This window comes from Candidatus Hydrogenedentota bacterium (assembly GCA_035450225.1).
Lineage (GTDB): Bacteria > Hydrogenedentota > Hydrogenedentia > Hydrogenedentales > SLHB01 > DSVR01.
Genome location: DAOTMJ010000001.1, coordinates 137835 through 162583, shown reverse-complemented (window position 1 = coordinate 162583; position 24749 = coordinate 137835). Strand labels below are relative to the sequence as shown.

At 57.5% G+C, this 24749-nt stretch carries 17 protein-coding genes; 8 read left to right on the top strand and 9 right to left on the bottom strand.

Annotation, left to right across the window (positions count from 1 at the left end):
- The first annotated feature begins 7 nt into the window (after window positions 1–7).
- Window positions 8–1708: a carbamoyltransferase C-terminal domain-containing protein gene (locus P5540_00630; protein ID HRT63302.1), complete on the top strand. Its 1701-nt coding sequence runs from the start codon at window positions 8–10 to the stop codon at window positions 1706–1708.
- A gap of 17 nt (window positions 1709–1725) precedes the next feature.
- On the opposite strand, the gene P5540_00625 is transcribed toward P5540_00630, so the two are convergent.
- The 8 genes from P5540_00625 to P5540_00590 all read right to left on the bottom strand — a co-directional run bounded on the left by P5540_00625 (window position 1726) and on the right by P5540_00590 (window position 11519).
- On the bottom strand, window positions 1726–3816 hold the full coding sequence (locus P5540_00625; protein ID HRT63301.1) for a glycosyltransferase family 39 protein: 2091 nt from the start codon (window positions 3814–3816) through the stop codon (window positions 1726–1728).
- Between the two features lie 197 nt (window positions 3817–4013).
- Window positions 4014–4868: a bifunctional methionine sulfoxide reductase B/A protein gene (locus P5540_00620; protein HRT63300.1), complete on the bottom strand. Its 855-nt coding sequence runs from the start codon at window positions 4866–4868 to the stop codon at window positions 4014–4016.
- A 165-nt stretch (window positions 4869–5033) separates the two neighbouring features.
- Entirely contained in the window at window positions 5034–5909 is an 876-nt protein-coding gene (locus P5540_00615) for an ABC transporter permease subunit (protein HRT63299.1), read from the bottom strand.
- Window positions 5906–6826: an ABC transporter permease subunit gene (locus P5540_00610; GenBank protein ID HRT63298.1), complete on the bottom strand. Its 921-nt coding sequence runs from the start codon at window positions 6824–6826 to the stop codon at window positions 5906–5908. The genes P5540_00615 and P5540_00610 overlap by 4 nt, the downstream gene beginning before the upstream one ends.
- A 289-nt stretch (window positions 6827–7115) precedes the next feature.
- Complete coding sequence (locus P5540_00605; GenBank protein HRT63297.1) at window positions 7116–8720, bottom strand: peptide ABC transporter substrate-binding protein; 1605 nt, start codon at window positions 8718–8720, stop codon at window positions 7116–7118.
- A gap of 275 nt (window positions 8721–8995) precedes the next feature.
- Window positions 8996–9808, bottom strand: coding sequence for a sugar phosphate isomerase/epimerase family protein (locus P5540_00600; GenBank protein ID HRT63296.1), 813 nt, complete (start codon window positions 9806–9808; stop codon window positions 8996–8998).
- The gene (locus P5540_00595; GenBank protein HRT63295.1) at window positions 9805–11148 is read right to left on the bottom strand and encodes a diguanylate cyclase; all 1344 of its coding nucleotides are present in this window, start codon (window positions 11146–11148) and stop codon (window positions 9805–9807) included. Before P5540_00595 ends, P5540_00600 begins: the two co-directional genes overlap by 4 nt.
- Window positions 11149–11267: 119 nt before the next feature.
- The gene (locus tag P5540_00590) at window positions 11268–11519 is read right to left on the bottom strand and encodes a hypothetical protein (GenBank protein HRT63294.1); all 252 of its coding nucleotides are present in this window, start codon (window positions 11517–11519) and stop codon (window positions 11268–11270) included.
- Between the two features lie 164 nt (window positions 11520–11683).
- On the opposite strand from P5540_00590, the gene P5540_00585 reads away from it, so the two are divergent.
- The 3 genes from P5540_00585 to P5540_00575 all read left to right on the top strand — a co-directional run bounded on the left by P5540_00585 (window position 11684) and on the right by P5540_00575 (window position 17437).
- A complete protein-coding gene (locus tag P5540_00585; protein HRT63293.1) occupies window positions 11684–12448 on the top strand; it encodes a ComF family protein in 765 nt (254 codons plus the stop codon).
- A 136-nt stretch (window positions 12449–12584) separates the two neighbouring features.
- A complete protein-coding gene (locus P5540_00580) occupies window positions 12585–14735 on the top strand; it encodes a hypothetical protein (protein HRT63292.1) in 2151 nt (716 codons plus the stop codon).
- Window positions 14736–14884: 149 nt separating this feature from the next.
- The gene (locus P5540_00575; protein HRT63291.1) at window positions 14885–17437 is read left to right on the top strand and encodes a Tex-like N-terminal domain-containing protein; all 2553 of its coding nucleotides are present in this window, start codon (window positions 14885–14887) and stop codon (window positions 17435–17437) included.
- Here the strand turns inward: P5540_00575 and P5540_00570 are convergent.
- Window positions 17427–19637, bottom strand: coding sequence for a YfhO family protein (locus P5540_00570; protein HRT63290.1), 2211 nt, complete (start codon window positions 19635–19637; stop codon window positions 17427–17429). The two genes, P5540_00575 and P5540_00570, sit on opposite strands and share 11 nt — an antisense overlap.
- 389 nt (window positions 19638–20026) lie before the next feature.
- Here P5540_00570 and P5540_00565 point away from each other — a divergent pair, with 389 nt between their 5' ends.
- The 4 genes from P5540_00565 (at window position 20027) to P5540_00550 (ending at window position 24744) form a co-directional block, all read left to right on the top strand.
- A complete protein-coding gene (locus tag P5540_00565; protein HRT63289.1) occupies window positions 20027–20521 on the top strand; it encodes a nitroreductase family protein in 495 nt (164 codons plus the stop codon).
- Window positions 20522–20828: 307 nt separating this feature from the next.
- Entirely contained in the window at window positions 20829–21830 is a 1002-nt protein-coding gene (locus P5540_00560) for a D-alanine--D-alanine ligase (protein ID HRT63288.1), read from the top strand.
- A gap of 8 nt (window positions 21831–21838) precedes the next feature.
- Window positions 21839–22666: a diaminopimelate epimerase gene (gene dapF / locus P5540_00555; protein ID HRT63287.1), complete on the top strand. Its 828-nt coding sequence runs from the start codon at window positions 21839–21841 to the stop codon at window positions 22664–22666.
- A gap of 182 nt (window positions 22667–22848) precedes the next feature.
- On the top strand, window positions 22849–24744 hold the full coding sequence (locus tag P5540_00550; GenBank protein HRT63286.1) for a transketolase C-terminal domain-containing protein: 1896 nt from the start codon (window positions 22849–22851) through the stop codon (window positions 24742–24744).
- Window positions 24745–24749: the final 5 nt, after the last annotated feature.

The window sequence follows — 24749 nt, the reverse complement described above, 5'->3', positions numbered from 1 at the left end:
AAGGATCATGATAGTGTTGGGTATATGGGATGGCCACGATTCGGGCGCTGCGCTGTTGGAAAACGGCCGGGTACGAATCGCGGTAAACGAGGAACGGCTTACCCGCAGAAAACTGGAGATACGTTTTCCCGCTCTGGCAATACGCTGTTGTCTCGATTTCGGCGGATGGCGGCCCGAAGATGTGGATCTCGTGGCGTATTCGACGGGCGACTTGTCGAAAACGCTGGCGCGATGGGCGCCTTTCACAAAGGAAACCTACTACCAGATCCGCCGGCGAAAACTGGCGCCGTCCCATTTGCATCGGACGGAGAAGCGATGGAAGTACTGGCTGACGACCCTTCCCGGAAACCGCGTGTCGGAAATGCTGAGCGACGCGGCCATGCGGCGAAGGCTTGTCGAATTGGGAATAACCAGCCGCCGGATAGTATTGGTGGATCATCATCAGGCCCATGCGGCCACGGCGGCCTATCTTAGCGGTTTTGACTCTGCGTCCGTCGTTACGTTGGATGGAGTGGGCGACGGACTTTCCGCCACGGTTTCCGTCTATTCCGGTGGCCGTTTGGAACGCCTCGAGGAAACGCCGGCATCCGACTCACTGGGGGTATTTTTTGAGCATGTGACCAATTTATTGAATATGCGTGAACTCGAGGATGAGGGCAAGGTAATGGCCCTTGCCACCTACGCGTATCCCATTCCGGACGAGCAGAACCCCCTGATAAGCCTTTTCGAGGTAAACGGACTGCGTCTGCGGGCACGATACGGTCCTTTGCGTCTTTACGACGAATTGAAGCGAATTCTCTGGTACTATCCCTCGGAACAATTCGCGCGCATGGCGCAACGATCCCTCGAAATCCATGTAATGGCGCTGGCGCGGAACGCTGTGCGCAAAACCGGCTTCGGGAACTTGGCCCTAGCCGGCGGGGTGGCCTCGAATATCAAGGTGAACATGCTGCTCAGGGAGTGTCCCGATATCGCGGATGTCTTCGTGTTTCCCCATATGGGAGATGGCGGATTGGCCGTGGGGGCGGCCCTGCAGGCGGCCAAGGAGGCCGGCGAAAACGTGGATGCGCCGCTCGAGGACGTTTTCTGGGGTCCCGAAACGAGCGACCCTACGGAACCCCCGGCGGGTATCGCGCGAATGGCGCAATGCGAGGGCCAAGAAGCCGTGGTCCGGCTGGCGGCGGAACTTATTGCCCGGGGAGAAATCCTGCTTTGGTACGATGGCCGGATGGAATACGGGCCGCGCGCGCTGGGTCATCGCAGTATATTGGCCCGCGCCGATGCCCCGGATGTCCGTGACCGCCTTAATCTGCAACTCAAAAAACGGGTTTGGTACCAGCCTTTTTGTCCTTCGATTCTCGACAGGGAGGCGCAACGTCTCCTGGAAAATACCAAGGGGCGTCCGAACCGTTTCATGACCATGGGATACCGGGCGAGGACCGAATGCCGTTCCTCCCTCCAAGCGGTGCTGGGCGTGGATGGATCGTGCCGTCCCCAGTTTGTTCGGGAAGACGGATCGTCCTTTGCACGGTTGCTTGCCTTGATTCAAGAACACACCGGGACGGGATGCGTGCTCAACACGAGCATGAATCTGCACGGGGAGCCGCTGGCCGCCTCCTTGGATCATGTCTTCCGGCTCATGCGCGAATGCGGATTTCGCTATCTCGCCTGTCCCGGCACAGGTTCCTTCTACACACTCGACGCCTGATCGCGTGGCGCAAACAATCAGCCGCCATCGGCTTCCAACCATAATTCGACACGGCGAAAACACACCGGGACAAAAGGGTGCACCGGCGTCGTGATTTCAAGCCCTGCGGAAACGAAACAGGCTTCCGGGGGTGATAAAACGCCCAGTTGAAAAATTCGCCACGACGAAGGCGCGGGGAAATCCTTCTTTGCAGGGACTCGTATGGGCCATTCGCAAATGAGTTTCCGGTCGGCATCGAAGAAACGTAGGCAAAGCCCCACGCCCCGACGGGTTGTGTCCAACGCGCGTATCTCTCCGCGAATGAATGCCATGCGATTGGCATGGCAAGGCTCCGGCGGCGAAAAGAGTTCCCAGTGCCACGTGCGGCGCGTGGGGGTTACGAACAAGGCGCGTTCCGCCGGATCGGAGACATTTTCGGCCAGTTCCAATTCCATCGGATCCATGAAGTCCCGGGTGGACATGGCCCATGGCTCTAGGGATTCCAGGATTTGAACGCCCGGTTTGAAAGCAAAGGGTGGCAAGGCGACTTGACGCAAGTCGGGCAATGTCACTTCGCACGCCCAGACGGCGCATCCGTAAAAAGCGGCCTTTCGCGTGAAAGGCAGGGTATGCCCGTCTTCCCGGGGAGTCTTCCCAACTTGGGAAGGAACGATCCAGACTGTGAGATTGCGTGGCGGCCAGGGAGTGGCGGAGATGGAAGGATACACATAACGCTCCGCGTAATGCTCCACCGGGTGCATCAGAAATCGGGGATAGGAAAAAATATCGTTTCGCGTTACCCGTTCGCCGACATATTGCGCCGCTGACTTGGTGTCGGCAAGCACACAGGTCATTATGGGGCTATAATACGGAAAATTTCGCGCATAGAGCGGCAATGTGCCTCTTGCCAAAAAACCGGCAAGGAGGACGAACACGGCAACGGAAGCGACAAGACGCCATCCCTCCCCTGATAGTCCGGCTTCATCCGTGGCGGCAAACTCGTGGCCGTTCGTGCGATTCCGCCATTTCCCCGCAACCCATCTGCCGGCTGCGACAATTCCCGCCCCGGCCACCTCGGCGCACAGGGCGGTTCCGGCCGCCATCGAAAGGACGCAGAACGGCAGCAGGAACAGGGTGTAGCGTGGTTCGATCCGGAGTTGGAAGACGATCAGCGCCGCGGCGGGGGCAACGATCCCGGCCAGACAAATCAGGGCGCCATGCGCGCCGCGCCGAACCGACAGAGCCGTTCCGAAAATCGCCAACATGCAGGCCGCCCCGAAAAAAAGGCCCCGAAGCCCTGTAAGCGCTTCGGTATAGTTCCAGAAAGGCTGCCAAACCTGTTCCGCGCCCGCGAGAAACGTCGAAATGTCGGTGGGCCATGCGCCCTGAAACGCGCGGCCCATCACACCGTGAAACAAAAGAAACACGGGGGAATAGGCAACGTGAATCAGCGCCAGCCCCGTCATCAACGCGGCGCCGGCCGCCACGCAGGATCCTATCCGCCGCCACAATCTCATGGGGCGGTAAATCAACGCGTAAAGGGCATACACGCCAATCACGGCGCCCCATGCCGCAAACACCACCAGAGCCGACAAATGACTCAAGCCCATCAGGAATGTCGCGAGAACAAGTCCCAGCCACCGCAAGGGCGCCGGTTTCTGCAAATTTAGATAGAGGAACGCGGCGGAAAACAGAATAAACAAAAACATGGGGCAATAACCGCGCGCATTGACGGAATAGGCAACCGGAAAGGGCGCCCACGCGAAGAAAAACGAGGCGGCAAGGCCGGCGCCCCGGTTTCGGAAAAGCAACGTGCCAACCGGATAGGCTGCAAGAACAGTCGCCAAGCCTATCGCCAAGGTCGGCAATTGAAAGGCCCAGTCATGATCCCCGAACAGATTGTACATGGCCCAGACCAACAACGAGGTCAGCATGTGGTTGCCGGCAAGGTAGGGGCCGAACAATACGGAATCGAGGCCCTTTACGATATTGTTCGTGAAGGTGTACGCCTCGTCGGGCGCCATGCAATAGTCAAGTCCCGGCAGGCGAAGCAACAACGCAAGGAAAAGAATGGCGCCCAGCACCGTGGCGATGGAATGTTGCCGAAATTTGGCGATGAGGACGGTCATACCGAATTTTCAAGGGTCCATATTTATTTTTTTACGCCAAGCCACACAAGACACACGGCTTTCCATTAGGACAGCGAATAAAATTAGGGGGTTTTAGAAATCAACATGTCCTCGGATTGCGACGCCTTGGACGACGCTTTTTTATGTACAGCAGTCTAGAGTAGCGTCGCTTGGCGTGTCAAACGGGGCCGGATGCGTTAAAAGCGTTTGGTGTGGACGTGGCAATACGGCTTGCCGCCGGTTTTGTCATAGTAATGTTGATGGTATTCCTCGGCAGGCCAGAAGGTGGAAGCCGGAACGAGTTGCGTGGCGACATCGAGCCCTTTCGCCCGAAGTTCGGCGATAAGATGTTCGGCCACGGTTTTTTGCGCATTGCTGGTGTAAAAGATTGCCGATCGATACTGTTCCCCCACATCCGGTCCTTGCCGGTCCACTTGGGTCGGATCGTGCGTCTCGAAAAACAGTCTCGCCAATTTTTCATAGGTGGTCTTTTCCGGATCGAAGACGATCTCGACGGCCTCGGCATGGCCGGTCCGGCCACTGCACACTTCCGTGTAGGTTGGATGCGGGGTGCGACCGCCCGTGTAGCCGGCGCGTGTCGAAATTACGCCCGGCTCGCGCTGGAACACGTATTGCGTGCCCCAGAAGCAGCCCGAAGCAAAGACGGCCGTCTCACGCGCCGGTTTTGGTTCGGTTGCGGGCACAAAATCCATCGAAATCGAGTTCACGCAATGCCGGACGTTCTTGTCCGTCAGCCGCTCGCCCACGAATACATGTCCAAGGTGCCCGCCGCATGCCGCGCACAGGATTTCCGTGCGCATACCGTCGGCATCGCGTTGGCGGCGCACCGCATTCGGGATTTCATCATCGAAACTCGGCCAGCCGCAACCCGAATCGAATTTGTCCTCCGAACGGTACAGCGGAGCGCCGCAGCGCTTGCACACATAGGTCCCCTTTCCTGAAAATCGCTCATACTTTCCACTGAACGGACGCTCCGTTCCCTTATGAACGATTATGGCCTCTTCTTCCGGGGTCAAAGTTCTCCATTCCATGCCGGATCCCTTTGTTGTTGAAGTCCATGCGCACATCAAGCACGTCAACGACAGTACGCAAATGTCCACGCGTTTCATATCGTGATCTCCTGACGTTGGAACACGCAGGGATACGGAATTGTTCCATACAGTCAAGGCGGAGCAGAATGGCGCCTTATCGTGTCGTCAATCTTTTGCGGCGCGGGGATCGAAGGCATCGCGGAGTCCATCGCCGAAGAAATTCAGACAGAACAAGGTCACGGAAAGCGCCATGCCGGGGAAAACGAGCATCCATGTGAACTCTTCCATGGCGTCCGCCCCCTCTTTGATAAGGACGCCCCAGGAACTCATGGGCGCCTGCACGCCCAGCCCCAAAAAACTCAGAAAGGCTTCAAGCAGCATGACATTGGGAATCGTCAGGGTTGTGTAGACGATCGCGGGTCCAAGCACGTTCGGCGCGATGTGGCGGAAAATGACGCGTGGATAAGAGAACCCCATCGTAATCGCCGCCTCGACGAATTCCGTATTGCGCAAACTCAGCACATGTCCCCGGATGATACGCGCCATCGTGAGCCATTCGACGGCGCCTATCGCCAGGAAGAGCAGTACCAGGTTTCGCCCAAAGAACACCACGAGAATAATCACGAAGATCGTGAACGGGATTGTATACAGGATGTCCACGATGCGCATCATGACGCGATCGATGCGCCCGCCGAAGAAACCGGATATAGCGCCATACGCCACGCCCAATATGAGCGACACAGCGGTCGCCGCCAATCCGACGCCGAGCGATACGCGCCCCCCGTACAGAATGCGCGTGAACAGGTCACGGCCAAGCGGATCGGTTCCGCACCAGTGACGGAGACTTGGCGCCGAGGCGCCCAACTGGAGATCTTGGGCATCGTAGGCATAAGGCGCAATCCATGGGGTTGCAAGGGCGGTTGCGGTCAACAGCGCCAGTATCCCTGCGCTTGCGAACGCAAGTCGGTTGCGCATGAGTCGTCGCGCGGCGTCGCGCCATAGCGATGTCCCACGCTCGATGGGTTCCGCCGCGTCTGTCATGAAGCGCCTCGAATCCTGGGGTCAATCCACGCCAGCACAATGTCCACGAAAAGGTTGAAGAGCAGGATTAGCACCGCGTAAAAAAGCACCGTGCCCATGATCATCGTGTAATCGCGGTTGAAGGCCGACTGCACGAAGAAACGACCAAGGCCGGGCACGTGGAAAATGGTCTCGACCACGAAGGAACCGCTGAGGAGTCCCGCCGCCGCCGGGCCGAGAAACGAAACGACCGGCCGAACGCCGCCGCGCAATGCATGGCGCAGCACCACCCGCGCCTCCGAAAGGCCCTTTGCGCGCGCGGTGCGGATAAAATCCTGGGTCATGATTTCCATCATCCCGCCCCGGGTCAGCCGTGCGATATAGGCCGCGTAGACGATCCCCAGCGTAAGCGACGGCAGTATCTTGTGCGAGGGACCATCCCAGCCCGCCACCGGCGCCCAATGCAGATACAGCGCGAAGACAAGCAGCAACACGGGGCCGAGCACAAAAGTCGGCACGCAAATACCCAGTGTTGCGAACGTCATGGGAATGTAGTCCAGCAGCGTGTTGGGTTTGAGCGCGGCTCCAATGCCTGCCAGCAATCCAAGGAACAAGGCGATTACAAGCGCATAGAGGCCCAGTTCAAGCGACACGGGAAAACCCAGCGCGATTAGTTCGTTTACGGACCAGTTCGCGTTCTTGAAGGACGGGCCGAGATCGCCTTGGACCAGCCGAGCCATATAGTCGAGATATTGCCGGTAAAGAGGCAAATCCAAATGATAATAACTGTTCAGATTCTGCAAAACATCTTCCGAAACGACGCGATCCGCGTCGAAAGGCCCCCCCGGCGCAAGACGGACCAGAAAGAAGACAACGGTAACAATGATCCAAAGCACGGGGATCATTTCAAGGAGACGGCTTCCCGCGAAACGGATCATGCGCAAGCCCTCCCGTTTCTGCCGCGTCCCGAATGATTCCAGCCGCCACACTGTTCGTGCCCGTGCTCCTGATCGGACATATAATCGCAAGTACACGGATGAACGACGAAAACCAAGTGCTGGATATCAAATTGCCTAACGCGGCTCAGCCGCAATACATCAATCCAGGATATGATTTCTTTGTCCGCAACTTCTGTGTACCATGCACAGAAGTTGCGGACAAAGAAACTACATACGCGTGGCTGACAAAGATTTTGCGCGCGAACACGTGGAAAACCGTTGCGTGATTTCATTGCGCCGCATCCTCGAAATACAAGTCCTTGAACGATATATAACCCAGAATATTGCTTTTCCAACCTTTGACTTCGGGCGATTTCAAATAGACGCGGGTATAGTAATAAATGGGAATGATCGGGCACTCGTCCAGCAGGATACGCTCCGCCTCGCGCAGACGATCCAACCGCGCGGCCGGATCGGGCGTCTGGGCCGCCTCGTCCAGCAGCGTATCGTACGCCGCCGAGGTCCAACCGGTGTTGTTGTTGCCGTTGTCGCTGCGAAAACATTCCAGAAACGTGTTTGGATCCGCATAATCGCCGATCCAACTTGCCCGCGCGACCGAATAATCCAGGGTGCGCTGCGACGCGAGATAGACCTTCCAATCCTGATTCAAGAGCTGTGCGGAAATATTCAGATTCGTCTTCCACATGTCCTGGATGGCTTCCGCGATAATCTTGTGGCTTTCGCTCGTATTGTAGAGGATTTCCACCCCGGGAAATCCGCGTCCGCCGGGATACCCGGCCTCGGACAGGAGCCGTCGCGCCCCAGCAGGATCGAATTCGATGCCGGCATCACACACATAGTCCGCGACACCCGGCGGCGTAAGCGTGCCCGCGGGACGCTGCCCGCCGGTCAGCACACGCGTGGTAATCGCCTTTCGGTCAATGGCCATGGCCAGCGCGCGACGCACCCGGACGTCATTCAGCGGCGGCCGCGTCACGTTGATCCGATAAAAATAGGATCCGAAATACGGATCCAGATGGATTTGCTCGGGATGGTCGCGCCGGTAAGCAGGCACTTTCAACAAGGGAACGTTTTCCGTCAAATGCAATGCGCCGGTGCGAAAACTACGCTCTTCGGTAAATGCGTTGTCCATCGGCCAATACACGATGCGCGGCAAACGCACCTTGTGCGCGTTCCAATACCGCTCGTTCTTCACGACTTCGATGTAATTGTTCGGGACCCAGCGGTTCAGGCGATACGCGCCGTTGCCCACGAGATTGCCGGGACGCGTCCATTTGCTATTTCGTGAAGCGATCGCACCGAACCGTTCGATCGTTCCGCGATGCACCGGATACCAAGCAAAATGGATTTGCATTGAAAGAAAATACGGTGTGGGGTTTTCAAGCGTGACTTCCAGGGTTTTCGAATCGATGGCGTGAACACCGACTTTCCCGAAATCGTCCAATGTTCCCTCGTGATAGGCCCGCGCATTTTTCAGGCAATACAACATCTGGGCGTACTGCGCGCCAAGGGCCGGCGTCAAAATGCGCCGCCACGCATAAACGAAATCCTCCGCCACCACCGGGTCGCCATTGGACCATAGCGCGTCGTGGCGCAGTTGAAAGACATACTGCCGCCCGTCGTCTGAAACGGTCCAGGATTCCGCCACCGCCGGCATGATGTGCAGATCGCCCGGATCGCAATCCACCAGCCCCTCGAACAGCGTCGAAAGAATTCGGTGCTCGGGAACCCCCGAGACCACATGCGGATCCAAATCCTGCGGTTCCGCGCCGTTTCCTACACGCAGCGCGGAAATCTCGCGGCGTTGGCAGCCCGACGCCCAAAGCGCCGCGCACAACAAGATCGCGATCCCATATCCAAACCTATTGCGCATGAAAACATTCCCGAACCATCTTGCGCTACCATACCACGCGGTGAAGGGCGCGATCATGCGCTTGGGTGCGATTCTTGTTCCGGGAGCTGAAAAGCGGTTGCGGGGGCGCGTGGAGATATGGAAACAGGAGCGATTGGCAGACAGGCCAATCCATTCAGCCATTTACACGCATTTATCACTTTCTACCATTATGCCCCCATTTTCCATTCCATAAATATGCCTGTATGAACTTTTGACCGGCCATGCGATTCTCTGGACCGGATTCGGATTGCGGATTACGCGAAACGTTTCATGTATTCGAGGCTTTTGACGGCAATGGCTTCGGGGCCGGGTTCAAACTTGAAAACCTCGACGGACATGTAACCCTTGTATCCGATATCGCGGAGGGCCGCGAAAATAGGCCCGAAATCCACATCGCCCCAGCCGGGTCCGTTCATGTTTTCGTCGTTGGCGTGGTAATGGGCGAGGTATTTGCCGAATCGGCGAATCGTGGCGGGACGCCCCTCTTTTTCGAAAGTCATGGCCTTGGTGTCGAGCAGGAGACGGAAGTTCGGATGCGCGATACGGTCAATCAGGCGCACCGTTTCCTCGGCGCTGGTGCAGAAGTTCGTTTCGAGATGCGTCAACGGCTCCATGCAGATAGTGACACCGCGTTCGGCGCAGACCGGCAGGGCCTTGCTGAAGACCTCGACGGCATGGTCGAAGGCTTGGTCGTAGGTCACGCCATCCATGACGCTGCGCTGTTTCGGCGATCCGAAAACCATGACCCGCCCGCCGATATCACCGCAGAAATGGGCCAGATCGGCGATATACTGCGCGGTACGGTCGCGGACGGCTTGGTCGGGATGGGTAAGGTATATGCCTTCCGGCCCGACGAGCACCCAATGGATGCCCAGGATGTCGAGGTCGTGTTCGCGCGCTTTCGCGACAATCTCCCTGCGGGTTTGCGCCGGTATGTCGGTCACGTACTGCGCCAGCGTGAAGGGGGCGATTTCGAGGCCGTCGTAACCGGTTTCCTTCACAAAGGCGATGGTGCGGCCGATGTCGTTCCAATCCTTGAAAATTTCGCTGCAAATACCGAACTTCATGTTTGCTCCTGGGATGCGGCGTTTTCGGGCCGGTAAACGAAGATGCGGTTGCCGCCGGACCGCTTGGCATCGTACATCATGGCGTCGGTGAATTGGATGAACGTGCGCAGGGAATAGCCCTGACGATAGGTCATCAAACCGATGCTCAGCGTGAGGGTGTCGAAACGTCGGGATTCAAAACTGCTACGAATGCGTTCCGCGATGTTATAGGCCGCGGCTTCGTCCGCTTCGGGGAGGATGACGGTAAACTCGTCCCCGCCGTATCGAAAACCGATATCCACGTGCTCGCGGGTGGACTCCATCACAACCTGTCCGACGGTTTGAAGGACCGTGTCGCCCGCGAGATGGCCGTGGCAGTCGTTGTAGGTCTTGAACTGGTCAATGTCGAATAGAAGCAACGACAAGGGATGGTCCTGGCGGCGCGCACGCTCGATTTCCGCTGCAAGCCGGTCGTAAAAGAACCGCTGATTGAAAAGACCGGTCAGCGAGTCCTTGATGGACATTTCCTTGAGTTCGCTTTCGAGTTTTTTCTGGCGCGTGATGTCCTTGCAGATGGCCAGAATCGAGGCGATGCGCCCTTCGGTATCCTTGACGAACGAGATGGACATGTTGACCGGGACCAATCGGTCATTCTTGTGCTTCAATTCGGTCTCGTAATTCTGCAAAGGGGCGTTTTCGCGCAGAAGTCGTTGCACATAAGCCGCCTCGTCACGACCGCCCGTATAAAACTCGGCAAGAGGATGATCCAGAAATTCTTCGCGGCAATGGCCCAGCATGCGGATGGCGCCTTCATTGGCAAACGTGATGACGCCCGCCGGATTGGTGGTGAAAATGGCGTCCACCGTGCTATGCAGCAGGTTTTCCAGATACTCCTTGGTGGCCCGCAGTTCTTCATTGGCCTTCTTGAGATCGGCGGTCGCCGCAAGAATGTTTTGCTCAAGATCCTGCTGATGACGGCGATTTTCGATGACAAGATTGCGCTTTTCGATGGCGCGGTTCACGGCCAGTGAAATCTCGCTCAGATTGAACGGCTTGAGCACATAGTCATAGGCGCCGATTCGCAAAGCCTGAATGGCATGCTTGACGTCCACCAGCGCCGTAATCACGATAATGGCCAAATCGGGATCGTTTTCCTTGGCGATGCGCACCACCTCGATGCCATGCATTTCGGGCATCTTGAGATCGGTCAGCAGCACCGCGAAGGACTGTCCACGCAGTTCTTCAAGGGCTTTTTTAGGGGAGGTGGTTACGACACATTCGTACTGTTCTTCGGCAAGGTGCTGTTGCAGCACATCAAGAACGGTCACTTCATCATCGAGAATAAGTATTCGCTCTTTCAAGATGATCGTTCCTATCTCACAGACCTTGCCGGGCGCGAGACACCTTGCCACAGGTAACCCTTCCACCATTCGGCGCCGGTCACCCGCCAATGGGATTCATGCGGGTTCAACGTGTTTGACTACAACCATTTGAGGATGGCGATCATGACGAAAATCGAACCAATTCCGACCGCCATCTGCACCTTGGAGGCTTTGGGCTTGTCGCCGCCGCCGGCATTTTTCAGGACATCCATCCCTTGCTTGGCGCCGATTTTCTTGTCGGCGCCCGTTCGAAGATCGTCCTGGGCGAAGGCCGGCTGCACAATCCAACCCACACATAGGCATAAAACAAGCACTAAGGTTAGAACCAACAGGACTTTTTTAGCCGACATGTCGTCATCCTCCATGTCCAACAACAATATAAGTTTACTTCAATTGCGCTGAATACCGCAAGTGTCCCGATTCTGCAGGAAGACGCGAATACCCGGATTTCATGCGGAAACATCCTGGATGCGCCATGAGACCGAGACAGGATAAACTACCCGGGGAGAAGATCATGCGTCCTTTGAACGACTGGCTGTTGGCCGTAAAAAATATTTTGACGCCGATCTTTTGTCATCAGTGCGGCATCCGGTTGCTGACAGAGGAAAATCTGTTTTTTTGTCCGACATGTTGGGAAATGAGTCCACGAATCGAACCGCCGTTCTGTTGCATCTGCGGGAAGCCGCATCCGACGGCCGCGGGATTCGGCCTGCGTGGAAATTTTCCCTGCGCAACGTGCAGATCCGAACCTGTGCCCCCCTACCGGCGCATCTATGGCGCGGCCCGGTACGCGGAAGCCGTCGAGAAAGCGATCAAGTTGCTGAAGTTTCACGGCAGACGGAATGTTGCGCAATATCTGGGCGCATTGATGCGGGATTTTGCCGTCCGCCACATGGATGTGGGCCGGTATGACTGTATCGTGCCTGTTCCCTTGTACCGCGTGCGTGAACGGGAACGCGGCTACAACCAGACACGGCTTCTTGCACAGGAAATAGCCCCGGTATTTCCAAATGCCCGGCATGATGAATCGCTTCAACGAATCCGCCCCACGATTCCTCAGAGCCGCCTGCGATCCCCTGAAGAACGCCGACGCAACGTGGCGGGGGCCTTTGCGTTCAGGGACCGCTCGACGGAAGGAAAGTCGGTGTTGCTGATTGACGATGTCGTTACGACACGGGATACCGTCACGGAATGCGCCCGGGTGATCCGTGAAGCCGGGGCGGAAAACGTGGACGTTTTCGCCGCCGCGCTCGCGCTTCAGCGAGCGGCCGACTCCTGACGGAAGTCTGGTCCGGCCCGCGGTTCGCGGATGCGGCTTCGCCATGGCGCCAAGAGGAATGGTGTTGCCAATCTGGGCTATGATTGTGCCCGCAATGACGCACAGGGCGATGGAACCATCCGGAGAGGATCGTCAAATGCATGGGTTGATTTGTCTTTCGATTGCGGTGTTGGCGTTGTTGGCCGCCGTTCCCTGCCATGCGCAGGCGCGGGACTATACCTGTTTCCAAGTAAGCCCGGGATATGGGCCGGCCATTGATGCGGCATCCGACGTGGCCATTGTCTATGGCGTCGGATCGAACTTCCCCGAACGCGCAAAGTCATGGCGGGATCAAGGGTACACGGTCAGCCTGATGACGGGTATCGCATGGGGCGGATACGACGCGTACTACACGGTGGACGGGCGGTTTCGCAAGGAAGAGGTTCAGACGACGAGTACGGGCCAATTGCTGATGCACGGCCACAGCACGACGGTCGGTTACAACGTGCCGACACCTTCCTATGTCGAGTTCATCAAGCAGTACATCGCCCCGGCGATTGACGACGGCGTGCAGGCGGTTTATCTCGAAGAGCCGGAGTTCTGGACGCGCGCGGGATGGAGCGAGGCCTTCAAGCAGGAATGGCTGCGTTTCTACGGCGAGCCGTGGCAACCGCCGGATTCGAGCCCGGACGCCCAGTACCGCGCAAGCCGCCTAAAGTATGAGATGTATTTCAATGCGCTGAACGAGGTGTTTGCCTTTGCCAAGGCGCGGGCGGCGGAAAAGGGCCGGACGGTCGAATGCCATGTGCCGACACATACCCTTTTGAACTATGCGCACTGGGGGATCGTAAGCCCCGAATCGCATTTGAGCGACATTCCTTCGTTCGACGGCTACATCGCGCAGGTCTGGACGGGCACTGCGAGAACACCCAACATCTATCGGGGCAAAATGAAGGAACGCACGTTCGAAACGGGTTTTCTCGAATACAGCCAAATGATCGCGATGGTGCGGCCGACCGGCAAGAAACTGTGGTTCCTGGCCGATCCGGTCGAGGACAATCCGAACCGCAGTTGGAACGACTACAAGCGCAACTATGAATGCACGCTGGTCGCCTCGCTGATGTGGCCGGAAGTGTTTCGTTTCGAGGTGATGCCGTGGCCGGACCGGATTTTCTGCGGCGCGTACCCGAAGGTGGACATGGACGCGAAATCGGACCAGCGCGAGGGAATCCCGGCGGATTATGCGACGGAGTTGCTGGCCGTGTTCAATGCGTTGAACGACATGGAGCAGACAGATGTGCGGTACGATACCGGCTCACGCGGCGTGGGGCTGCTCGTGTCGGACACGCTGATGTTCCAGCGCGCGGCGCCGACGCCGAGCGATCCGCCATTTGGGCATGTGTACGGCTTGGCGATGCCGCTGGTCAAGCATGGCATTCCCCTGGAAATCGTCCAGTTGGAAAACTGCGTCCGCGCGGACGGCCTGAAACCCTACTCGGTGCTGCTGCTTTCGTATGAAGGCCAAAAGCCGCTCAGGGCCGATTATCATGATGCGTTGGCGCAATGGGTGCGAGGGGGCGGCGCCCTGATTTACGTGGAAGGCAAACCGGATGCGTATCACGGCGTGCGCGAATGGTGGAACGATTATGGCAAAGTTCGGGCCACAGCCCACGAGGATCTCTTCCGCAAACTGGGCACAACGGATGTTGCCCTGTCAAAACCGGAATCCGTGGGCAAGGGGTTTGTGCGAATTTTGCACGAGTCGCCATCCGCATTGTCCAGACAGTCCGATGGCGCGGAAACGGTAATGAAACTGGTGTCTTCGATGTTTGACTGCCAGGGAGGCAAATTGAAGACACAACATTATTTGAAAATAAAGCGCGGGCCGTATGTGGTGGCGGCGGTCATGGACGAAAGTGTTTCGTCTAAACCACTGCATATTCGGGGTCATTTCGTGGATTTGCTGAATGCGGATCTGCCCATTGTCAGAAAGAAAACCGTGCTGCCGGATGAACGGGTTTTCCTGGCCGACCTTGACTGGCTTCGCAAGCACGCCCCGGCGGCGAAAGTGGTGGCCGCGGCAGCGCGGATCCGTAATGAACGTTTTGAAAACGACCTGTTGACCTTCGATGCGCGCGGACCGCGGGCGACGCAATGCCGGGCGCGAATATTGTTGCCGCGCAAACCGAAATCCATTGTGTCCATGCCGGAGATCCCTCTTGAGACGAAATGGGATCCGGCTTCGTCAACGCTCTGGCTCTCGTTTGAAAACCGCGCAGAGACGATGGCGTTTCAAGTGGCTCTTTGAATGGTGGACATGCAGCATGAAATGACTTGCCCGCGCGCCATGCTTGGGTTTCTGCCGGTTTTTTTCTTTGTCAGCGTCGTCTTTTTCTGCTAGACTTGCATTATTCGTGCCTTGTCGGTTTCTTTAGGTGCAGTGGAGCCATTGGGATCATGCTGGAAGAGAAGTGGGTTGAACGAATTGCGAGGGAGTTGTCTTTGAAAACGGACGCAGCGCTGGCGGCGTGCCGGCTGCTTGAAAACGGGGCCACTCCGTTTTTTATCGCGCACTACCGCAAAGACGCAACCGGGGGACTGGATGAAAGCATGATCGAGGCTCTTGCCGAACGCTGCCGGCAAGCCGTCAACCTCGTCAATCGCCGCAAGGCCATTCTCAATGCGTTGGAGGCAGAAGGCGCGTTGACGGATGAGTTGCGGACGCGGATCGAGGCATGTGACGACAAGATGCGACTCGAGGATATTTACCTGCCTTACAAGACAAAACGTCGCACACGCGCCACAACCGCCATCGAGCAGGGGCTGGGGCCCCTCGCCGACTTTATCATGAAGCAACTCCCCGGCATTCAGACGGTGGACGAGTTCGCCGAGGCGTTCGTCAGGCCGGACAAGTCCATTAGTTCCTCCGAGGAAGCGCTCGAGGGAACGCGGTATATTCTCATCGAACGTTTTTCGATGGATCCGGACATCCGCGCGCTGATTCTTAACTTCATGCTGGAACACGGCACGCTTACCGTGCGTCCGGCCAAAAACGCCGATGGGGCCAAAACCCGCTACGAATCCTTTTTCGGTCTTTCGGAACCGCTGGCAAAGATTTCACCCGCGAAACTCTTGGGGATTTTGCGGGGCGCCAAGGAAGGCATGCTGCGCGTGGACATCGTGATTGACGAAGTCCGCATGTTCAACATCCTGCTCAATCATGGGCTGACGGATCCGAACTCGGTCTTCGGGGCGCAGATTCGGCTCGCGCTCATAGACGCCTATGCCCGTCATCTCCGCCCCATGATGGAAAAAGAAGCGTTGGAATTTGTCCGACGTCGCGCCGAGGCAGAAGCGATTCGTACGTGTCGAGAAAATGCCCGGAATGCCCTTATGGGCGCGCCGGCCGGTCCCGTGCCGGTCATCGGCGTGGCCGTGGCCAAATCGGGTTGCCGCCTGGCTGCTGTCGGATCGGATGGCGCTTTTATCGAATCATTGGCGTTGCCGCCCTTGGACAAAACGGAGGATGCACAGGCCGCCGAGGATACGCTTCGCGCCTTCATGGATAAACACGGTATTTACGTGCTGGCCATGAGCAATGCCGCCGGGACGCGTGAAACCGCCAAGCGTCTCAACGCCATTCTAGCCAAGCTGCGCAGGAAAGGCGCGTATCTCTCGGTGGAATCTTCCGCCGCGGCAACGGCGTATGCGTCCTCCCAGTCGGTTGTCGAGGCCCTGCCGGATGTTGAACCCGAAGTGCGCGAGGCGGTTTTCATGGCAAGGCGATTTCAGGATCCTCTTGCGGTGTTGGCGGGCATGGAACCACGCCATATCGGCGTCGGTCCGTTGCAATACGAGGTCAACCAGAAACAGTTGCGCGAGGGACTGACAAAAACGATCGTCTCCTGTGTTTCCCAGACCGGCGTGGATGTAAATACGGCCCCTTTGGAATTGTTGCGATATGTCAGCGGCCTGCCCGCAAACGTCGCCCAAAATATCATCAAGAAACGGACGGAACTGGGCGGGTTCACTTCCCGGGCGCAATTGGCCGAAGTCGAGGGTATGACTCCCAAAATCTTTGAACAATGCGCGGGGTTGCTTCGTATTCGCAATGGGGTAAATCCCCTGGACGACACCCCAATTCATCCGGAAGCCTATGGCGTCGTCGAACAACTGGCGGCAAATCTCAAGATGCCGGTTTCAGCAATGATCGGCCAACGGCGGATTCTTGCTCATGCCGACATGGCCCCCCTCCAGACCGAAACAATCGGGCCACTGGCCATGGAGGATATCCGCACCGCATTGATGCATCCGGGCGATGATCCACGCGGTCGGTTCCATATTCCGCATCTGTATCCGTTCCTGTCGTGTGTCGAGGATCTGAAGGAAGACATGGAACTCGAAGGCGTGGTGACCAAATTGGTTGATTTTGGCGTGTTTGTGGACATCGGCGCGTTGCAGGATGGACTTATCCACCTGTCCGAATTGTCCAACCGCTATGTGCGGGATCCCCGCCGCCTCGTCAAACCCGGTCAGATTGTCCGCGTCAAAGTCATCAAGGTGGACAAGGAAACGCCCCGGATTTCGTTGTCGGTCAAGGCTTTGCTGGACAAGCCGAAAGATCAGGAAGCGGGTCGTCCCGAACATGCACGGCGTGGCGAACGCCCTGGGGCGTCTGTTGGCGGCGGTCAGTCCGAAACGGGACCGGCCCTTGAGGAGAAACGACCCGCGCGATCATCCCGACGCACCGATACGCGCAGAATCTCCAACGATGAATCGGAAAGCCGGAAGCGTCAAGCCAGGCGACCGCGTCCCGAAGACGGTAGCGATAATCGTCGCGGCGGCGACAAACGCGCCGAACGTCCGGAACGCGCGGATCGCAAACCGGATCGCGGACCCCGGCGTTCTTCAGGAGATCAAAAAGGGGCGACCTACGGCGACACCGGCGGTAATGTCAACACGCTACTAGCCGATCAATTGGCCGCGCTGCGCGGGAAATTCAAATCGTAACCGTTTTTCCTGCCCTGGCAAGAACAGCGCCAAACAGCGCCGTCAGACATAGGCCCGCCGTGGAAAGTGCTTTTCCCCGCCGCAGGTCGTCCGGGGCGAAAATGAATCGAACCGAGTGCTTGCCCTTGCCAACGACACATCCCATGAAATCGCCGTTGACACGCACAATTTCGGCAGGTTTTCCATCTATTTCCGCATCCCATCCTGGATGATAACGTTCAGTTACCGCAAGTATCTGCGTGGCGGGAACTTCCACTTCAACGCCGATTTTTCCGGGTCTGTCGAAAATCAACGCCGCCTTGCCGGGATCGGATTCGGGCAGGAAAATCGGAACGTCGGCAAGAACCGTGGAAGCCAAATCAAGCGATTCGATATCGCGTGCAGGGTTGTCGCTGGCGACGCATTTCGTTACGCAACGCGCGCGTGATACCGGATCAGGGACTTCGATCCATGCTATTCCGCAATCATGGGCCTCTGCGAGTTCTGTTGGACCTCCAAGACGAGTTTTACGCCATTTGCAACCGGCTGCACGCAACGCCGCAATTTGGCCGCCACGATAATCGAGCCGATCGATGGGAAAAAGGGCAGCATATCCCGAAACCACGGAACAACCACGCATGGGAGCGCCGTTGTAGGCCCAGACAGGACGGAAATCCGGATCGATGCGGTAATCACCGCAATCGCCGGGGACTTCAATACGCCGGATGAATGCTTCCAGATTTTCGGCGGGCCTATGACGCAAACCGTACAGGGCCATGTCGGCGATGGCCAACAGGAGAAGGGCCGGGATGGCGTACTGACAGCCTCGCGCCGCGAGGAAAACCACTGCGCTGGCGATACAAAACAGGAGGGCGCCAAACCATGCGTTCGAAACCGGTGCGAGATGTCGGGCAATTGCGCCAACGGATGGAAAATTCGATTGCGCATGAATCGCCGTGGCCGTAAGGGCAATCAGAACGCCCAGGAATGCGGGCAGCCACAGCCATGCAAGCCGCATGCCCCTTTCCCCGCGCGCAGCCATGCGGGCCAGATCGGCGTATGCGACCGCGACAACCGCCGACACGCCCAGATGAAACAGCAGGATATGGCGCGATGAATTGCGAAACTTGTTTAACCAAGGAATGAACGCATATAGGCGGTAAAGGTAGCCGTAGTATCCGAGCGCAAGCACGAGACCGGCAACCGCCATGATCATCGCACCCGCGACGAGTGGCCTCTTCATGGCATCGAGACGACGGTAGCGCATGATCGCCCAAATGATCAGAACCGGCGTCAATGCGGTGAAGTAGGGCGGATCCCATAGTTGAGCAAGGTCGGGAGTCCAGCCGCGCCGGTTGAACAAATAGGGACTGAAAATTTGCAGGAGGTTCGCGGGATGCAGCGAACCGGCCATGATGAATTCAAACGACGGCGCCAGCCGGATGGAGTGTCGGGCGGCCTCCATCTGGGGAAGTACTTGCACCGCCCCGCACAACAATGCCAGAACCTTTGCCGTGGCCAGTATTCCGATGCGTGCGACCGAGGAACGAAATGTCGAACGGTCCTCGTGGATCAGCAGCAGGAGATACAAGCCCTCAATCAAAAGCGAATGGTAGACGCATTGCGGGAAACCCACCAGGAGTTGCGAAGCCGTTAGAAGCGCGATGGCCACAGCAGGCACGGCGCATGCGCGCGGCGTGCGGGCGCGCCATAGCGAATCGAGGCCCAACAACAGCCACGGAACGTGCGCGATGACGGCCGGAATCATGATATGCAGGTAATTGGTAAGGTTGAAACCGCAGAAGGTAAAGAGCATCGCTCCAAACAGCGCCGCATGCGCGGGAAGGGTTCGGCGGCGCAACAGCAAGTATGTTCCTGAGAAAAGGACAAAATAACTCGCCAACATCTCTAGGTTGAAAGCCGGACCCAAGGGAAGAAAGCGATAAAGCAGATAATGCAAGGGGTGATACAGGCCCGCCTGACCCTCGCCATGGAGATAGAAGCCGCAGAACATGGAAGGGATCCAAATCGGGCTGTCGCCTTCGTGCAGGCAGCGATGGTAAAAATGGCGAAGCGGGAGGCTGAACGCGCTAAGGTCGTCCTCCGTATATACGCTCCCCGTGAACAAGGGGCAGGCAAGCACGGTGAAGAAAATCAATATGCCGATAACCGCGATCAGGGAGAGAAGCCGCGATAGTCGCCGCATATCGAGTCCGGTCATGATCCCAACAGTCCCTCGTGCTTGGTCAACACGCGCCTTGGCGATTTCATTCTCTTTGGAAAAGTCTTGTACGCGGGATTATCCGCGGCGTCATTTGCGGGATCAACCGGGACATCTTCCAGAAATCAAAAGCGCGTATGAAATGCAGGGACGGAAGGGACGAAAAAGACCCAAACGACAGGAAGATCGAGCCGTTGACGTTCGGGCAAGGGCATGCGGATTTTGGGAAATGCGGAACGCAACGGGATGTTTGGCGAAGAGTGTCCTTGCGGTCCTGTCCGTCTTTTTGGTCCCTTGTGTTCCCTACTCCCTGCGGATCGGGCCACTGTTTTTTCCCGGACGTTTTTTCCTGTTATGCTATGCCTCGAGAACGGAAATGGAGGAATTGGATGATGGATGCCATTGAAGTGCTGAAGACGCGCCGAAGTATTCGCGCATATACTGCGGAACCGATAGCGAGGAATATCATCGAGGATATCGTGGACTGTGGACGTCTGGCCGCCACGGCGCGCAACGAGCAGCCGTGCGAGTTCGTGGTGGTTACGGACAAGGACATGCGCGCCACGTTGGCCGGTCTGGCGCCGAACGGACTCTTTATCGCGGATGCCCCGGTATGCATCGTCGTGCTGGCGCGCAACGGCACGTATTATCTTGAAGACGGCAGTGCGGCCACGCAGAATCTCCTGCTCGCGGCGCGTGCCCACGGACTCGGTTCGTGTTGGGTGGCAGGCGACAAGAAACCGTATGCGGCCCAAGTCCTTCAACTGTTGAATGCTCCCGACGGATACAAACTGGTCAGCATGGTGACGATTGGCCATTCGACGGCGCAGCCGCAACCCGTGAAACGCGGTTTACGCGAGGTATTGCATTGGGATCGCTTCTGAGGCGGGTTTCGACACGGATGCCCCCCCCTCTATCAAAGTCCCATTCAAAACGCACGGAATTAGTTGAATGCTTTGATCGTCGGGTTCATGCACGGCCGAAAAAATGGAAATGCGTGGAACAGGCTGTCCAGCCTGTCCGGCTGAGGACGCGGCAGTTTTCTGAATACAAACAGATTCTGCAGCCTGTCCAACGTTTTACATTCGGGGGGCTATCGCGGGATGCTTCCATCGTGTCCAACTGTGCCGCGAATGAAACCTTTGGCCGCAAGAGGACATTCTGTGTTTATTCACGAATAAGGACAACGGGATGAACAAGGTGCATGTGGCCGTCTTGATGGGCGGCATGAGTTCCGAGCATGAAGTGTCGCTCGTTTCGGGACACAATGTCGCCGAACGGTTGGATCGCGGCGCATTCGACGTTACGCCCGTGACGATTTTGCGCGATGGCCGATGGTCGTTTTCAGACGGCGATCCCATGGATGTGTTCGACGCCATCCGCGAATTGAAACTTCGCCGCGTGGACTGCGCGTTTATCGCGTTGCACGGCGCCTACGGCGAGGATGGACGCATCCAGGGCATGCTGGACATGCTGGGCATTCCCTACACCAGTTCCGGGTGCGCGGGTAGCGGCCTCGCGATGGACAAGTTGCGCAGCAAGGCCGTGGCGAAACAAGCCGGTGTGCCCGTTGCCGCGCATTGTACGATTTCCGCCGAACAGTGGCGGGAAAACCCTTCGGTTGTGATTGAACAAGTTCAATTGGAATTAGGTTTTCCGTGCGTGATCAAAAGCCCGTGCGAGGGTTCGAGCGTCGGTTTGGCCATCCCGCGTGAGCCCGAAGCGTTTGCCGGAAGCATGAACGAAGTGCTAAAACATGGCGACATTGCCATGGTGGAGCAATATATCCGGGGAACGGAAGTCACCTGTGCCGTCTTGGACGAATTGCCCGGCCGGCGCCCTGTGGCATTGCCTGTCACAGAGATTTGCCCCTTGGCATCGGATTTCTTCGATTACCATGCCAAGTACACGGCGGGCGCTTCGGAAGAAATAACACCCGCGCGGATTTCGCCGGGTCTTACGCAGGCGGTGCAGGAATTTGCCGTCACGGCGCACGAGGCCATCGGCTGCGCCATTTGGAGCCGCAGCGATTTCATCATCGGTCCCGATGGGCCCGTCTGGCTCGAAGTGAACACGACGCCGGGCATGACTCCGACGTCGCTGTATCCGCAGGCCGCCGCCGCCGCGGGCATTTCATACTCGGAACTGGCAGGCCGCTTCGTCATGGCGGCAATCGCCTGGAAAAGGAAATAACCATGTCTATTGCATTCACCAAATTGCACGGGTTGGGCAACGATTATTTGTTCATCGAAACGGAGAAGTATCCGGTTGCCAATCCCCCGGAACTGTCCCGGCAAATGAGCCACCGGCACTTGGGCGTGGGATCGGACGGCATCATCCTCGTGATGCCAGGCGACAAGGCGCCGTTCAGGATGCGCATTTTCAACGCGGATGGCAGCGAAGCGGAAACCTGCGGCAACGGGATTCGCTGTTTCGCAAAGTATGTCTATGATCGCGGCATGATTCATGACACGGAATTTGTCATCGAGACGCTGGCCGGACCGAATCAAGTCGCATTGAAAGTCGAAAATGGCCGGGTTGTAGCAGTCCGATCGAATATGGGCCGCCCCCGTTTCGATCGAAGCGAAATCCCGATGATCGGCGCGCCGGGACGCGTTCTGGAAGAGGATCTTGAGGTGGACGGCCGAACCTTCCCGATCACATGCGCGAACATCGGCAATCCGCATGCCGTCATCTTCGTCGAGGACGCGACGGCCGTCCCGCTTGCGGAAATAGGCCCCAAAATCGAAACCCATCCCAAGTTTCCGCAGCGCACCAACGTCGAATTCGTCAACGTCATGGATCGCGGCAACATCGTCATGCGCATTTGGGAACGCGGCAGCGGCATTACAATGGCCAGCGGCAGCGGTTCATGCGGCGCGGCGTTGGCCTCGATGATAACCGATCGCGTGGATCGCAAGGTGCGCGTGCATCTGGTTTATGGCGAACTCCTCATCGAATGGGCCGAGGACGGATTCGTCTACCAGGAAGGCCCAGCCACCGAAGTTTTTTCCGGCACGTGGACATGACGTCATAATCGTGCCGGGCCGGCCTCAATGAATCCGGCGATGTCCAAGGGTCGCGATGCGGAAATCCGGTACGGCCACATGGTATACTTTGCAATCATGCCTCGCGGAACACGGTGGGAGCGCGGGCCGCATGCAAATGTAAACTTTTCGTAAAAAAACAGGATACACGAGAGGATGCAGGTATGAGTTTCCCCTTGAACACAAGCGCCTACAAACCGCTGGCCATCACACTGGATCAACAAACGCTTACGTCCGAACAGCGCGAACAACTTGCCGTGAACATTCAGATGGTCCGCGATACCATCATTTTCTTTACGGCCATTGCGGGCATACGGGGCCTTGGCGGACACACGGGCGGTGCATACAGCATCGTGCCGGAAGTCCTGATTGCCGACGCCTTTCGGCACGGCAGCGACAAAATTTATCCGATCTACTTCGATGAGGCAGGCCATCGGGTGGCGATTCAATACGCCATGATGGCGTTCAACGGCGAAATTCCGATGGAGAAACTGTTGCACTACCGCGAGGCGGGCCACGGACTCTACGGGCATCCGGAACCCAATCCGCATATCCCGGTCAAGTTCGCATCGGGACGTCTGGGCCACTTGTGGGCATTCGTGAATGGCGTGGCCAAGGCGAATCCGGGCCGGATCGTGTTTCTCTTTGGCTCGGACGGTTCGCAAATGGAGGGCAACGACGCGGAAGCGGCCCGTCTCGCCGTCGCGCAGAATCTCAACGTCAAACTGTGCATTGACGACAACAACGTGACGATTTCCGGCCATCCCGCGGAGTATCTGCCGGGCTACGACATCGGCCGCACACTGGAAGGCCACGGGCTGACGGTTGACACAGGCGACGGGGAAGACCTCGACGCGTTGTTTGCGCGCATGCAGAAGGCCGTCAAGAAAAACGGACCGGTCGCCTTGATCAACAAGCGCGTCATGGCGCCGGGCGTGCCGGGTATCGAAGGCAGCCATGCCGGACACGACGTCATCAAAAAGGATGCCGCCATCGAATACCTCACGGCGCGCGGACATGGCGAAGCCGTCGCGTACCTCAAGGCCCTCACCGTGCCCAAGACCAGCGTTGCATACCTTGGTTCGTCGTCCGAGACCGGCAGCAACCGTACCGAATTCGGAAAAATCGTCAACGGCATTCTCGATCGCATGACGCCCGAGGAACGCGTGAAGCGCGTTTGGGTCGTTGATTCGGATCTGGAGGGATCAACCGGCCTGAACAGTATTCACAAGGCCCATCCGGAGGTCTTTGTCAACGGCGGCGTGCAGGAACGCGGCAATTTCTCGGCGGCCGCCGGTTTCGGTTTCGAAAAGGGCAAGCAAGGCATCTTCAGCACCTTTTCGGCCTTTCTCGAAATGATTGTTTCCGAGGCGACGATGGCGCGCCTCAACGACGCCAATGTCATTTGTCATTTCTCGCACGCAGGCGTGGACGACATGGCCGACAACACCTGTCATTTCGGAATCAATATCTTCTTGGCCCATTCAGGTATTCCCGAAGGCGACAAGACGCGACTCTATTTTGCGGCGGACGCGTTGCAACTCAAGGCCATTGTCGAGCGCATCTGGAACGACGAAGGCATACGCTATGTCTTCACGACACGCTCCAAGGTGCCGTACATTCTCAAGGAAGACGGCAGTAAGTTCTTCGGCGAGGGATATGTTTTCACCCCCGGCAAGGATGATGTCATTCGCGAAGGAACGGCGGGATATGTCGTGTCGTACGGCGAAATGCTCTACCGCGCGCTCGATGCCGTCGAACGCGCGCGCGCCCAGGGTGTCCACGTCGGCCTCGTCAACAAGCCGACGCTCAACGTGTGCGATGGCGAGATGCTCGCCCAAGTGGGCAAAACGCCCTTCGTGCTGGTCGTCGAAGGCCAGAACCGCGTCAACGGTCTCGGCGTGCGTTATGGCACATGTCTGCTGAAAAACGGCTATGCGCCCAAGTACGATTTCATGGGCGTCACCGTGCCCGGCGACGGCGGAATTGCCGAGCAATTGCCGAACCAACGCCTCGAACCGGAACACATTCTGGCCAAAATTCTCGAAATGGCCGGCTGAAATAC

What these genes read in the sequence shown, in the direction of transcription:
- P5540_00630 (HRT63302.1), top strand. Translation starts at nt 8, where the DNA reads ATGATAGTGTTGGGTATATGGGATGGCCACGATTCGGGCGCTGCGCTG.
- P5540_00625 (HRT63301.1), bottom strand. Translation starts at nt 3,816, where the DNA reads ATGACCGTCCTCATCGCCAAATTTCGGCAACATTCCATCGCCACGGTG.
- P5540_00620 (HRT63300.1), bottom strand. Translation starts at nt 4,868, where the DNA reads ATGGAATGGAGAACTTTGACCCCGGAAGAAGAGGCCATAATCGTTCAT.
- P5540_00615 (HRT63299.1), bottom strand. Translation starts at nt 5,909, where the DNA reads ATGACAGACGCGGCGGAACCCATCGAGCGTGGGACATCGCTATGGCGC.
- P5540_00610 (HRT63298.1), bottom strand. Translation starts at nt 6,826, where the DNA reads ATGATCCGTTTCGCGGGAAGCCGTCTCCTTGAAATGATCCCCGTGCTT.
- P5540_00605 (HRT63297.1), bottom strand. Translation starts at nt 8,720, where the DNA reads ATGCGCAATAGGTTTGGATATGGGATCGCGATCTTGTTGTGCGCGGCG.
- P5540_00600 (HRT63296.1), bottom strand. Translation starts at nt 9,808, where the DNA reads ATGAAGTTCGGTATTTGCAGCGAAATTTTCAAGGATTGGAACGACATC.
- P5540_00590 (HRT63294.1), bottom strand. Translation starts at nt 11,519, where the DNA reads ATGTCGGCTAAAAAAGTCCTGTTGGTTCTAACCTTAGTGCTTGTTTTA.
- P5540_00585 (HRT63293.1), top strand. Translation starts at nt 11,684, where the DNA reads ATGCGTCCTTTGAACGACTGGCTGTTGGCCGTAAAAAATATTTTGACG.
- P5540_00580 (HRT63292.1), top strand. Translation starts at nt 12,585, where the DNA reads ATGCATGGGTTGATTTGTCTTTCGATTGCGGTGTTGGCGTTGTTGGCC.
- P5540_00575 (HRT63291.1), top strand. Translation starts at nt 14,885, where the DNA reads ATGCTGGAAGAGAAGTGGGTTGAACGAATTGCGAGGGAGTTGTCTTTG.
- P5540_00570 (HRT63290.1), bottom strand. Translation starts at nt 19,637, where the DNA reads ATGACCGGACTCGATATGCGGCGACTATCGCGGCTTCTCTCCCTGATC.
- P5540_00565 (HRT63289.1), top strand. Translation starts at nt 20,027, where the DNA reads ATGATGGATGCCATTGAAGTGCTGAAGACGCGCCGAAGTATTCGCGCA.
- P5540_00560 (HRT63288.1), top strand. Translation starts at nt 20,829, where the DNA reads ATGAACAAGGTGCATGTGGCCGTCTTGATGGGCGGCATGAGTTCCGAG.
- P5540_00550 (HRT63286.1), top strand. Translation starts at nt 22,849, where the DNA reads ATGAGTTTCCCCTTGAACACAAGCGCCTACAAACCGCTGGCCATCACA.